A 13008-nucleotide genomic window follows, 5' to 3' on the forward strand; every position below is an offset into this window, starting at 1 on the left:
ATCCTATAAAAACTGAAAACGGAGAATTTTATACTTTTGAATGTAGCGGATTTTAGGGGAGCTTACACTAATTGCTGATACTTCTATTATTAATTTTCCAGAAAAGCAATTAGCCAATAGCCCATTAATAGGCGATGGACAAAGTTTTATGGATTCTGCGGGGAACTTAATTTGCAAACCATCGCACCATATAGTTTTTAACGGTAGTGATAAAGATACCTTATTGAATATGTTAAATGCCTTCTCAGATTCTTTACAAGAGCTTACACCTACTACTTGCATTACACTGTACAACCACGTTTTCTTGATGTACAATAACAATCAAGTTACTGAAAAAATCTTTTTTGCGTTTAACTGCCCGTTGCAATTTAATTTTTTGAATAGAGGTAAAGTTATTGTGCCAAGAGATGAACAGTCTGAATTACTAACAAGATTTGTAAACCAATTAAAATCAAAAGGAGCATTCATTCCAAACTATAGGTAATATTTGCTGGTAATTGTAAATTTATAGGTTGATAAACTCTACCGTTCTTCTGAATGTTCGTTTACGGTATCTTAAGCGACAAATCACCAAAACACCCTATGTCAAACAAATTCAACAACCAATATCGCATTCCTTCTTCCCGATTAGCGCATTGGGATTATGGTGCTGCTGCAGCGTATTTTATTACCATTTGCACCAAAGACAGGCAACATTTTTTTGGTGATATACAACAGGGTGTCATGCATTTATCGCCATTAGTTATAATTGCCCAACAGGAATGGGAAAACACATTTACCGTACGTACCGATATGGCATTAACCATGAGCGCATTTGTGGTAATGCCCAATCATTTTCACGCAATCGTTATTATTGGTGATAATGCGTATAATGGTGGTGGTGGCAATATGGATAGAACGCCACGTAAAAACGCAATTCCACGTAAAAACGTAACGCCACGTAGAGACGCAGTGCATCGCGTCTCTACCAATGCCAATACCAAAAACGATACGGCAAAAAATGCATTTGCACCGCAATCAAAAAATTTGGTGTCTATTGTTCGTAGGTTTAAATCGGCGGTAACCACACAGGCACGTAAATAGGGCGATACCAATTTTAATTGGCAACTACGTTATCACGACCATATTATTCGTGATGCCCAATCGTTTCACAATATTGAACAATACATTATTGATAATCCCAAAAAGTAGGCTGCTGATACATTTAATGAAGGGCATCAATAATTAATAAAATTTTCAATAGTTGTTTAGTTTTACCAATAAAAATAGTTCATGCTACTATGGTTATAACACCGTCATTGTTGGCGTTACCCTTACCAACAGTTTTAATGACATCCGATTTTTACAAGCAAAAGAATTAATAGCTATTATCTTAATAAAAACTTTTTATAAAACTGAAAGTTTAGGAATTAGGATACTTATTTCGGGATTAATGCCTTTACATCATTTTAATTAAAAGTAAGAAATATGAGCGGCGAACGAAACCTAAATACACTATTACAAACAATGAAGCCCCAATTGCATGTTGGCGAGTTTGTTTTTTGTACGGTACAAAACCTATCACTAATAAACGTAGAAGACGCCATAATGATTTTTAAAGAACATGAAGCGTACACCATTATTGTAAAAAAGGAGACAGCCGATACATTAAACCTTAACTATGCGTTTGTTGCTGCTTGGATTACACTAACCGTGCATTCTTCTTTAGAAGCAGTAGGCTTAACGGCGGCTTTTTCTAGCGCTCTTGCCAAGAATGGAATCAGTTGCAACGTAGTGGCTGCATTTTACCACGACCATATTTTTGTTGACAAAAGCGATGCTGAAAAAGCGATGGCGATTTTAGAAGGTTTGTCATCGTTACATTAGTCTTACAACGTTTATCAACGTTTGTATTTGCTGTACACGTATTACGTTTGAATCGTTAACTTTATTGCTTACATTACAATACTATGAATAAAATTATCTTTTGTTGTTTTTTACTAATAAGTGCTGGTGTAATAGCGCAGAAAGCCATTCATTTGCCAGACAGTTTTACTGATGGTAAATATATAACTGTTAATGGTGCAAAATTGTGGGTAGTAGTTGTGGGTAAAGGTGAGCCATTAATTATTATTCCAGGCGGACCTGGTAATAACCATTTTGCTTACCGTGTCTTTGATTCGCTTGCTATGAAAGGTAATATTCAACTCATTTATTTTGATGCATTTGGTAGAGGGAAGTCTGATACTGCCAAAATACCAACTGAGTATACCTTAGCAAGAGATATAGACGATATTGAAGGTTTAAGAACGGCTTTGCATTTAAGGAAAGTAAGCTTACTAGGTCATAGTTATGGTAGTTTAGTAGCACAAGGTTATGCCGTGAAATATGCTAATAATTTAAGTCACTTAATTATTGCTAACGGCTTTCACAGCTATGCTATGTGGCAAGAAAATGATGATAATAGCAACCACGAAATAAAAACCAATTACCCCGAAGTATGGGACGAGTTGATGGCAATCAGAAAAAAAAGGTATGGTTAGTAGCGATCCATTACATCAAGATATTTATGGCAGAGTGCCTTATGGTTTTTTATATGCCTACAACCCTGAGAATTTTGTTAGCAGAGGCAAAAGAAAAGCCTATCCCAATCCATTAAATGCTACTTTATACTACCAGATGGTGGGTAAAGATGGTGATTTTGTATTGAGCAGCGATATTGGCAGTTTTGATTACAGAGACAAATTAAAAGATTTAAAAATGCCTATTCTTATTTACGCAGGTAGGTATGATAGGGTAGCTGTACCACGAATGGAAGTTGAATATAAAACGTATTGTCCACAAGCACAGTTTGTAATGTTTGAAAAAAGCGGTCATAACCCACAAGTGGAAGAACCAACAAAGTTGTTCCCTATTATTTTAGATTTTATGAAGCGCCAATAAATGCTGACAACTATTTTACAGAAATACCAGCCTTCGTTTGCTAAGGTAGTACCGTTTAACGCGCAACAGGATACCTTACTGTTACTCGATTTTACAGCTGCAAATACCGATTTAAAAGATGATATTTTAAATAATACCGATAGTTTCTCTGCTTATATTAATGCCAAATTGCAAGCTACAAATTGTAAATATGGTATTGGTGGTTACAGCGAACATAGAACGGTGTATAGCCGTAGTAAAGTGTTTGATACCACAGATGAACCAAGGCGCTTACATCTAGGTGTAGATATTTGGGGTGAAGCTGAAACGCCTGTATTTGCTGCATTAGATGGCGTGGTACATAGTTTTGCATTTAACAACCAATATGGCGATTATGGCGCTACCATTATTCTACAACATCAATTAGAAGATGTAATATTCTATGCCTTGTATGGGCATTTATCGTTGAAAGATTTAGAAGGTTTGTACGAAGGAAAAAAGTTTGCCAAAGGCGAGTTGGTAGCACATTTTGGTAGGGCAGAAGAAAATGGTGCTTGGCCACCACATTTGCATTATCAGTTAATAATTGATATGCAAGGCAAAAAAGGTGACTTTCCTGGTGTATGTAAATTAAGCGAGCGTGCACAATATTTAACCAATTGCCCCGATGCTGATTTAGTGTTGCAAATGCTACAATTTGCAAAGGGATAGGAACACTGATGAGGCAGATTGGAAGGATGAAACCGATTTAGTTAATAATGATAGAACGCGGATTAAACTTAACATACATTCGATATAATCAGTTGCATCAGTTTAATCCGTGCTGCTATCAATCTTTATTTAAGCGTTATAAGCCGCGGCAAATGCTTTTGCAAAATCAGCTAATTTATACTTACCTAATGTTGGTTTATTCTTCCAGTAATCTTCTTGGATAGCACCACTTCTTATGGCAGCTCCCATTGTTGCGTAACCATTAGCAATTTCAGCATCTAAGCCAGCGCCTAGCATACCTTGTAGCGCTTGTTCATCGGTAAAAGTTACCCACGGTGTACCAGGTTTTCCAATGGCTTCGCCTAGCACTTTTGCAATGTCGTCGGTGCTTACTTCATCGCTAGCAATGTACTGTGTTGTAAAACCCGAGAATGATAAATCAAGAAGTTTCTCAGCAGCAACAGCTGCAATATCATTGGTGTCTACCAAAATTAATTTCTCATTAGTACCACCATAGTTGGCGCCAAAAATACCTGCCTGTTTTACCAAACCAATTTGGCTAAATAAATTGTAAAAGAAATACGAAGGGCGTAAGGCAATGGTATTAACGTTTTGCAAACCAAGCAATTGTTCTTCCAAATAGCCCAAGCCATCAATAGGACCAGCGCCCTTACGCAGGTGTGTACCAATACTGCTCAGTTGCACCACATATTTAATATTATTAGCTGTAATGGCAGCAACATAGTTGTTAGCAACTAATTGTTGCTCGGCAAACCAATTGTCGGTTTTCCAAGTGGGTGGAATCATTAAGTACACAGCATCTGCTCCTGCGAAAGCATTGGTTACAAAGGCTATATCTTTTACTGAACCAACTTTGGCTACAGCGCCAAGTGCTTCAATGTCTGTAACTCTATCGGTATTGCTTGTAATTACCGTAACATCGTGGTTAGCAGCAATTAATTGTGCAACCACTGGTTTGCTAATGTGGCCGATAGAGCCTGTGATAACATAGTTCATAATTGTGTGTTTTGTTTATGATTTATATTTGTATATACAAATGAGGTGATAAAAAAATTTTAAATCGATATTTTGTCAGCAACCAAGCCCATATTATCAATTAATTTGCAACTTTCTTCCTTACCCAAAATAGCGCTATAGCAATCATAAAAATGATGTAAGCATTCTTTTAAAGTAGGCAACATGGCAACAGCAGTTGCAGATGGATATACATTGGTTTGCTTGCCTTCGGTGGTGCGTGTTACTAATGCACGTTCTTCTAGTTTTTCTATTAATCTAGTAACAGTACTTGGGCTAAGTTGTAAATGATTGGCAATACAACCTGGCTGCGTACCTGGCTCTTCTAATACCATCAGCAATAAATAAGCATGACTTGGCGATAAATCTACAGGCTTCCAGCTTTCTAATGCCAGTTTTTCTACTTTACGCGCCAAAGCATTGGTGGTAAAATACAAGCACTTGCAATATTTACTTTCAGACGTTTTCATTACGGTTGCAAATATAAAGGGACTTTGTTTGTATATACAAATGATTTTGGGAAAATTATTTTTTTTATTTGAAATATAATTCTACATTTGTAGAATAAAATAACAAGGTGTAGAACAATGAAATTATCGAAAACAGAAGAGCAGTTAATGGAGTTAATTTGGAATCACGAAAAAGTATTTTTAAAAGACTTGATAGAGCATCATCCAGAACCTAAGCCAGCCACAACAACTGTTGCTACATTGCTTAAGCGTATGCAAGACAAAGGATTTGTAGGCTATAATGTTTTTGGCAATTCGAGAGAATATTTCGCCCTCGTAACTAAGTCAGATTATTTTTCTAAACATGTAAAAGGCATTATCAAAGATTATTTTGGTAACTCAGCCATGCAGTTTGCATCATTTTTTACCACTACCAGTAATTTAAGTGCTGAAGAGTTAGAAGAATTAAAAATGATTATTGACAAAGAAATAAAACGTAATAAAAAATGATAGCTTACTTGGTAAAGATGGTGCTTTGCTCAGCTGTATTATTATTGGTTTACCATGTATTGCTTGCTAAAGAAAAAATGCACCGCTTTAATAGATACTATTTGCTACTGAGTTTAATTTTTGCATTAGTTGTACCATTTATTGAATGGAAGCAGCAAATACCAATAATTTCTGATAGTACTGTTACTGAAAATGTATTTTATGCAACAGAAACTACTTTTAAAACTATGTCAAGTGCTATTGAAGAACCTGTAAGCGATATTGATATTTGGCCGAATTTACTGATTGCAGCTTATTTTTTAATCAGTACCATCTTGCTAATTCGTTTTGCTAGAAACCTTTTCCAATTATGGTTGAAAATAAAGAATAGCGAGAAGATTTTATGCCAAAATTCACGGCTCGTATTATTACCACAAAGCATTGTTTCACATAGCTTCTTAAAGTACATATTTATAGCAAAAGAAGATTACAACAATGGCGCTTTTGAACAAGCCATACTTAATCATGAACTTGCACATGTTCAACAAAAACACTCGCTTGATATTCTTTTTATTGAGGTTTTAAGCATCATTTTTTGGTTTAACCCATTTCTTTATTGGTACAAAAAAGCAATCCAAATCAATCACGAATTTTTGGCAGATGCTGCTGCACTAGAAACATATCATGATGTGGCATCTTATCAATATTTATTGTTGGCACAAGCAAATAAACCAGTATTCAATCATCTTGCAAGTCAGTTTAATTTTTTAATAACCAAAAAACGTTTACTCATGATGAACAAAACAACGTCATTCACTAGAAAAGCGGTGAAGCAATTAGCTATTGTACCAATTATAGGTAGTTTGGTTTTTGTATTCAGTTCTAAAATAATAGCTCAGGATACGTTGAAAAAATTTACTGAAAAAATACGAGTTAGTGATACTGCTAATGAGCAAGTAGTGCCTACAAAGGATTTACTTTTTCATGAAAAGAAAACGCAAGCAAAAATTTTAGCCGAAGATTTTTATAAGAAGACCTCTATCGGTTATTCTGCTACTGATGCTTCTGATGAATTAATGAAAGAATATGAAACTATTGCAAAAAAGTATAGAAGAGACACTACGAATAGATGGCAATCGATTTTTAGAGATATTACGCAACAAGACAAAACTAGACTTATTGCTATTTTTACGAAAATGAGTTTGCAACAGCAATTAAAGCAAAGTGTTGTTTTTTGTAAGCAATTAGGTCCGTTAAAACGTGAAGTACCTACTGAAACGCAGTTTAATAATTTTAAGAAAGCAAATGTGTATGGTATTTGGATTGATGATAAACGCGTCAAGAATGAGGTGTTGAATAATTTTAAAGCTTCAGATTTTGCGCAATTTGATATTAGTAAATTGTATGGCGCGGCAAAAGTTGGGCGAAGCTATACTCATCAAGTAAATATGATGACCAAAGCCTATTATCAAAAGTATTACGACGAATCTATAGCAAAAAAAGATGAGCCAATGATGGTGATGCGTTTTATCAAAAATGTTACTGTAGTTAATCCGTAATGAATATTAAACATAATAATGAAAACTATAAGCGATTGTTTAGCCATATAATTAGCTTGTATTTACTAAGCATAAGCTATTGCATATCTTTTAAAGGTTTTAATAAATATTTTCTTGTTGTAAATTTAAAATCCTTCTTTTTAAAGGCGCTTATTTAAAAAGTATTTAAATTACAACTCAAAATTTTTACGTGAGCCATATAGATTTTATTATCAGAATTTCAGTTGCGGTTGCAGCAGGTACCATTATCGGATTTGAAAGGCAATGGCAACATAAATCTGCGGGTTTGCGAACTACCATTTTAGTCGCACTTGGTGCGGCTTTATATGTACTTATATCGGTATCTTTAACCGAAAAAACAGGCGATGCTACCCGAATTATTGGGCAAGTAGTGACAGGTATTGGCTTTTTATGTGCAGGTGTTATATTTAGAGACGGTTTTAGTGTGCACGGACTAACAACTGCTGTAACTATTTGGTGCAGCTCCGCCATTGGTTGCCTTGCGGCTACTGGACAGTTTTTTGAAACCTTTGTGGCTACAGCCCTTATTCTTTTTGTTAATATTGGCCTAGTGCCTGTAGATAGATGGCTCACCAATCGAAACTCAACTAAAAATTAAATATATATGTCAACTGATACTAAAATTAAATGGAAACCTGAACCAGAAAGTCATGATTATCCTGCGGCACTATCGTATTTAAACCTAATTTTTGATGATAAGCTTGCTAAAGAATACGAGACTAAACTTAAAAAAGCACCCATTACCGCCTTTAAAGCAAAAGATATTTTTAGGGCGAGTTCGCTTGTATTATTAGGCCCCGAAAATTATCATGTAAAGACAAATATTAAAAAAATAAAGAACAAGGAAAACCTCGTACCGATTTTACTTGTAAGAGATACTGCGCATGGTAAAACAATTATTGCTGATGGCTACCATAGGTTATGCGCTGTATACAGCTTTGATGAAGATGCACTAATACCATGTAAAATTGTATAATGCTTCGCATAAAAGCCTTAAATGTATTTCTAATAATTGCACAAATATAAATCTGCGCAATTATTTAGTTATTTTCGTAGCCAATGTCTAATCTTAATCTACATAATACCAATGAGCCTGTAACCAGTGCCGATAAAGAGTTTGAAAATGCCATAAGGCCCGCTGCTATCGATGATTTTAGCGGTCAGCCACAGCTTATAGAGAATTTGCTCATTTTTATAAAGGCAGCTAAAATTCGTGGCGAAGCTTTGGATCATGTGTTGTTTCATGGTCCACCAGGTTTGGGTAAAACCACTCTAAGCCGTATTGTTGCCAATGAATTGGGGGTTAATATTAAAGAAACAAGCGGTCCTGTAATAGAAAAACCAGGTGATTTAGCAGGTTTACTTACCAATTTACAGCCAAATGATGTATTGTTCATCGATGAAATTCATCGTTTAAGTACGGTGGTAGAAGAATATTTGTATGCTGCTATGGAGGACTTTCGTATTGATATTATGATTGATACGGGACCTAATGCGCGTAGTATTCAAATTAATTTAAATCCGTTTACCTTGGTAGGTGCTACAACGCGAAGTGGTTTGTTAACGGCGCCACTATTATCTCGTTTTGGCATCAAGTCTCGTTTAGAATACTATAGCGCTGCCGTTTTACAAAAAATTATTGAGCGTAGCGCGAAAATATTAAATACGAAAATTAGTACCGAAGCGGCTTTTGAAATTGCCCGCCGTAGCCGTGGTACGCCACGTATTGCCAACGGTTTGCTCCGCAGGGTGAGAGATTTTGCACAAGTGCTAAATGATGGTATTATTGATATAGGCATTACACAACATGGCTTACGCGCTTTAAATGTAGATGAACATGGCCTTGATGAAATGGATAACCGTATTTTAAGTGCTATAATAGAAAAGTTTAAGGGGGGACCTGTTGGGCTTACAACTATTGCGACTGCGGTAGGTGAAGAAAGCGGTACAATAGAAGAGGTATATGAACCGTTTTTAATACAAGAAGGCTTTTTGCAGCGCACACCACGTGGGCGCGAAGCGACCGAAAAAGCTTACACGCATTTAGGTTTAAAACCTTTTGCGGGTAAGCATCCTAACTTATTTAGTTAATAGCATATAGATATAAAAAACCTTACTATGAAAGTAAGGTTTTGTGTTATAAATCAAAAACAAAACATAATTACTAGCTAATTTTTGATAAGAATTTTAAGAAGAAAATTTTATCAAGCTTTTCTTTTATTGACCAATCGATATGTAATTCTGGCAATACCATGCTTTCACCAGTTAACTGTTTTATATACCATTCTAAATAGTTTTTCATGCTGCCTTGGTAAAAGTCTAACCAGTATTTAAAATTTTCAGGTGTTGGGCGTTTAAAATCTTCATCTGCATGACTAGCTTTTTGAGGCATATACAATTCTTGTTTGTATAGGTCAAGTATCTCTACAATGCGCTCTTCACTTTTATCCCACCAAGCTGTTATTGTGTGTTTATTCCAATGGCAATTGCCATCAAAATAATAACCTTCATAGTCGTCTAATTCAATGGCAAGTAAGGTTTTATCGCATTCTTTTTTATTAAAAGGTTGTTTAAAAATGACTTGATTTTTTTGGTTATTGCTGGCAATATTATGCTGGGCAATAATATTACCCGAACCATAAATGTTTTTATTGCTTGTGTACAATGGACCAGGTGTATTTAGCCAATCAATATGCGCAAAATCAGAAGCATCTATTAAAAGTTCTATAGCATATTTTGGCAATTCGTTAGCTACATACCATTGTAATGCAATATTACTATTTGGATAATGGGTAAATCTATCACTTTCATCTAAGGCTCTAGATTTAGAGAAGATATTTTTTGCAGCATCGGTGTTGTTTTTCGAAGATGTCGCAATGATGGTTTCGGGGTCATTATCGTTAGTTGGTTTAAAGGAAACCGATAAGGTACCCATATTTTTCTGGTGATACAATTTGTAGTTAACCGTTGAGGCGTCACTAATTTTTTGTTGCTGTTTGGTAAATGATTGTATCCAAATTGGGTCGTCACTTTTCGTTTGCGGCTCACCTTTTTTTGAGAGCGGTACCAATAGTTGGTACATTTTAGGTAATGTCATTGGATATGGTTTTAAATGGTGATTGGATAGGTACACCAAAGTTGCCCCTATAATTAGCGACAGCAGATAGAATAACGTGTAAATTGTATGTAGTATTTTGCGTAGAGGTGGGTATTTAAATACGCAGTTTGTAGGGTACTGACAGGCAGGTACTTAAAAAATGATATGTTTTACTACTCGCATCACCTTAAATTCGCTGCAAAATTTATAATATGGGTATAGCAGATAGATTAGCAGCGTTAAATGCTGAAAAAAGTGCCGCCAATTTAAAAGAAGGGGAAGATTTTTTAGCCGCAAATAAAACAAAAGAAGGTGTAGTAACGCTTGAAAGTGGGTTACAATACCAAGTATTAACTTTAGGTACTGGCGAAAAGCCAAAAGCTACTAACACCGTTACTTGCCATTATCATGGCACTTTAATTAATGGAACTATTTTCGATAGCAGTGTACAGCGCGGTGTGCCGGCATCTTTTCCTTTAAGTGCTGTTATTAAAGGGTGGACAGAAGGCTTGCAATACATGCCTACTGGTAGTAAATTTCGTTTTTTTATTCCCCCGCACTTAGGTTACGGTAGCAGACAAGTAAGTACCCAAATAGGCCCAAATACCACACTTATTTTTGATGTAGAGTTAATTAGTTTTAAATAAGTGTGTCTGAACTGGTATTTTGAAAGATTATTAGGATTAAGTTGAAATAGAAAGGGATAAATGATGCTGGTGTGGCATCATTTATCCCTTTAGTCTTTTAAATTCTTCCAAATCCCGTTCAGACTGATAACTCTAGCCAACGCAATTCTTTGGCTTCTAGCTCTTCAGTAATAGCTATCATTCTATCACTTATTTTTTTGAGCTCATCAAAGCTTAGATTACCTGCACTCATTTGCTCTGCTAAAGCCACTTTCTCTGCTTCTAGTTTAGGCATCGCTTTTTCTATTTGCTCAAACTCTTGTTTTTCTTTAAAGCTTAGTTTTTTGGTAGGCGTTGTATTAGTTACAGGTAGCAGGTTGCTAGTTACTGGTTGGCTCATTGGTTCTACTTTCTTCTCTTCTTGAGGCTTGTTACCTGCGCCTTGCTTTTTTTCTTTCTCTTTTTCTTCTAAGCGCAACAACGTATAGTTACCAGGAAAATCTCTCACCACACCATTGCCTTCAAATACAAATAAATGATCCACCAATCTATCCATAAAATACCTATCGTGGCTTACAATTAGCACACAACCTTGGTATTCGGTTAAAAAACGTTCTAGCACTGCCAATGTAGGTAAGTCCAAATCATTAGTAGGCTCATCTAGTATTAAAAAGTTGGGGTTGGTAAATAAAATCGTTAACAGTTGTAAACGCTTTTTCTCACCACCACTCAAGCTATTTAAATAGGTGTATTGTTTATCTGGTGTAAATAAAAATAGCTCTAAAAACTGCGCTGCCGTTAAGCTGCCGCCATTAGCCAACGGAAAGTTCTCGGCAAATGTTTTCACATATTCTATCACACGCATGTTCTCTTTTATCACCAAACCCTGCTGAGAGAAATTGCCAAATACAATCGTATCGCCCACATTTACCTTGCCACTGTCTGGTGGTTCTAGGCCTAGCAAAATATTTAAGAACGTACTTTTACCCACCCCATTTTTACCAATAATGCCAATGCGCTCGCCCTTGCTAAAATTGTAGTCAAAGCCTTTTAGTATGGGTAGGTCGCCATAGCTTTTATAGACTTTTTTCATCTCTACAATCTTGCCACCAAGCCTGCTCATTTTTACTTGCAGTTGCACTTGTGCATCTTCTATTTTCTGCTTCGCTCTCGCTTCTACCTCGTAAAAATTATCTTGTCGGCTTTTGCTTTTGGTAGTTCTAGCTTTTGGTTGCTTGCGCATCCATTCTAGCTCTTTGCGGTACTCATTTTTTGCCTTATCTATACTTGCTAGTTCGCTTTCTATTCTAGCCGCTTTTTTCTCTACATAGTTTTCGTAATCGCCCACATAGGTGTACATATTTTCACGTTCTAGTTCCCATATTTCATCTACCACAGCGTCAAGAAAGTAGCGGTCGTGGGTTACTAGTAGCAGCGTAATACTTTCTTGATTCAAATAATTTTCCAGCCACTCAATCATTGCTACGTCTAAGTGATTGGTCGGTTCATCCATCATCAGTAACGTGTGTTGGTGTTCAAAGCCAATATCTATCAAGGTTTTTGCCAATGCCACACGTTTACGTTGCCCACCGCTCAGGCTGCTTACCACATTTTGCAAGTGGTGAATATTCAGTTTAGCCAATATCTGTTGCACTTTCGCTTCATAATCCCACGCACCAAGCTCATCTATTTTACCAATGCATTCGGTAATTTTTTCGCCATTATCTGCTTCAATAGCCGCTTCATATTCACGCATCACCGTCATTATTGGGTTATTACTGCTAAAGATATTTTCCAATACCGTTTTGGTCTCGTCAAAGTGTGGGTCTTGCTCAAACAGCGCTACCGTTACATCTTTATTTACAAATAATTTGCCCTTATCAGGCGTTTCTTGCCCCGCTAATATGCGCAAAAGGGTACTTTTCCCCACGCCATTTCTAGCAATCAGCGCAATTTTATCGCCCTCGTTTATGTGGAAGGAAATATTGTTAAACAGTGGATTAACACCAAAACTTTTTGTAAGCCCTTCGGCAGAAACATAATGCATAGGCAGCAAATATAACACTGTGGGCTATGTACGATGTACGATGTGCGATGTAAGTTTTTGATAACCAGCATTT

General features: G+C 36.2%; 15 protein-coding genes. 11 read left to right on the forward strand and 4 right to left on the reverse strand.

The window, feature by feature from the left end:
* The first annotated feature begins 582 nt into the window (after positions 1-582).
* From ACFOW1_RS06440 to ACFOW1_RS06460, 5 genes are all read left to right on the forward strand, one after another.
* Positions 583-1083 (forward strand): hypothetical protein, encoded by a 501-nt coding sequence (locus ACFOW1_RS06440; protein ID WP_379013023.1) that lies wholly within the window; start codon positions 583-585, stop codon positions 1081-1083.
* A 384-nt stretch (positions 1084-1467) separates the two neighbouring features.
* Positions 1468-1866, forward strand: a complete 399-nt coding sequence (locus ACFOW1_RS06445) for an ACT domain-containing protein (RefSeq protein WP_379013024.1) — start codon at positions 1468-1470, stop codon at positions 1864-1866.
* An 83-nt stretch (positions 1867-1949) separates the two neighbouring features.
* On the forward strand, positions 1950-2522 hold the full coding sequence (locus tag ACFOW1_RS06450) for an alpha/beta fold hydrolase (protein WP_379013026.1): 573 nt from the start codon (positions 1950-1952) through the stop codon (positions 2520-2522).
* On the forward strand, positions 2515-2922 hold the full coding sequence (locus ACFOW1_RS06455) for an alpha/beta fold hydrolase (protein WP_379013028.1): 408 nt from the start codon (positions 2515-2517) through the stop codon (positions 2920-2922). The genes ACFOW1_RS06450 and ACFOW1_RS06455 overlap by 8 nt, the downstream gene beginning before the upstream one ends.
* Positions 2923-3612: a peptidoglycan DD-metalloendopeptidase family protein gene (locus ACFOW1_RS06460; protein WP_379013029.1), complete on the forward strand. Its 690-nt coding sequence runs from the start codon at positions 2923-2925 to the stop codon at positions 3610-3612. It begins immediately after the preceding gene.
* Positions 3613-3741: 129 nt separating this feature from the next.
* Here the strand turns inward: ACFOW1_RS06460 and ACFOW1_RS06465 are convergent, their stop codons facing one another.
* Together ACFOW1_RS06465 and ACFOW1_RS06470 are read right to left on the reverse strand one after the other, a co-directional pair.
* Positions 3742-4629 (reverse strand): NAD(P)H-binding protein, encoded by an 888-nt coding sequence (locus tag ACFOW1_RS06465; protein ID WP_379013030.1) that lies wholly within the window; start codon positions 4627-4629, stop codon positions 3742-3744.
* A 59-nt stretch (positions 4630-4688) separates the two neighbouring features.
* The gene (locus ACFOW1_RS06470) at positions 4689-5117 is read right to left on the reverse strand and encodes a MarR family winged helix-turn-helix transcriptional regulator (protein WP_379013031.1); all 429 of its coding nucleotides are present in this window, start codon (positions 5115-5117) and stop codon (positions 4689-4691) included.
* Between the two features lie 117 nt (positions 5118-5234).
* Here ACFOW1_RS06470 and ACFOW1_RS06475 point away from each other — a divergent pair, with 117 nt between their 5' ends.
* The 5 genes from ACFOW1_RS06475 (at position 5235) to ruvB (ending at position 9256) form a co-directional block, all read left to right on the forward strand.
* Positions 5235-5606, forward strand: a complete 372-nt coding sequence (locus ACFOW1_RS06475) for a BlaI/MecI/CopY family transcriptional regulator (protein ID WP_379013033.1) — start codon at positions 5235-5237, stop codon at positions 5604-5606.
* Positions 5603-7144: a M56 family metallopeptidase gene (locus tag ACFOW1_RS06480; protein WP_379013034.1), complete on the forward strand. Its 1542-nt coding sequence runs from the start codon at positions 5603-5605 to the stop codon at positions 7142-7144. The genes ACFOW1_RS06475 and ACFOW1_RS06480 overlap by 4 nt, the downstream gene beginning before the upstream one ends.
* Before the next feature lie 190 nt (positions 7145-7334).
* Positions 7335-7763 carry an MgtC/SapB family protein gene (locus ACFOW1_RS06485; protein WP_379013036.1) on the forward strand — a complete coding sequence of 143 codons (429 nt, stop codon included), beginning with the start codon at positions 7335-7337 and terminating at the stop codon, positions 7761-7763.
* Positions 7764-7769: 6 nt separating this feature from the next.
* A complete protein-coding gene (locus ACFOW1_RS06490) occupies positions 7770-8141 on the forward strand; it encodes a hypothetical protein (RefSeq protein WP_379013037.1) in 372 nt (123 codons plus the stop codon).
* 83 nt (positions 8142-8224) lie between these two features.
* On the forward strand, positions 8225-9256 hold the full coding sequence (gene ruvB, locus ACFOW1_RS06495; protein ID WP_379013039.1) for a Holliday junction branch migration DNA helicase RuvB: 1032 nt from the start codon (positions 8225-8227) through the stop codon (positions 9254-9256).
* A 73-nt stretch (positions 9257-9329) separates the two neighbouring features.
* Here ruvB and ACFOW1_RS06500 read toward each other — a convergent pair whose 3' ends face one another.
* Positions 9330-10262 carry a hypothetical protein gene (locus ACFOW1_RS06500; RefSeq protein ID WP_379013040.1) on the reverse strand — a complete coding sequence of 311 codons (933 nt, stop codon included), beginning with the start codon at positions 10260-10262 and terminating at the stop codon, positions 9330-9332.
* 212 nt (positions 10263-10474) lie between these two features.
* Here ACFOW1_RS06500 and ACFOW1_RS06505 point away from each other — a divergent pair, with 212 nt between their 5' ends.
* Positions 10475-10909 (forward strand): FKBP-type peptidyl-prolyl cis-trans isomerase, encoded by a 435-nt coding sequence (locus ACFOW1_RS06505; protein ID WP_379013041.1) that lies wholly within the window; start codon positions 10475-10477, stop codon positions 10907-10909.
* A gap of 118 nt (positions 10910-11027) precedes the next feature.
* Here ACFOW1_RS06505 and ACFOW1_RS06510 read toward each other — a convergent pair whose 3' ends face one another.
* On the reverse strand, positions 11028-12935 hold the full coding sequence (locus ACFOW1_RS06510; protein ID WP_379013042.1) for an ABC-F family ATP-binding cassette domain-containing protein: 1908 nt from the start codon (positions 12933-12935) through the stop codon (positions 11028-11030).
* Between the last annotated feature and the right edge of the window lie 73 nt (positions 12936-13008).

Origin of the sequence: Parasediminibacterium paludis (assembly GCF_042651445.1) — a bacterium.
Lineage (GTDB): Bacteria > Bacteroidota > Bacteroidia > Chitinophagales > Chitinophagaceae > Parasediminibacterium > Parasediminibacterium paludis.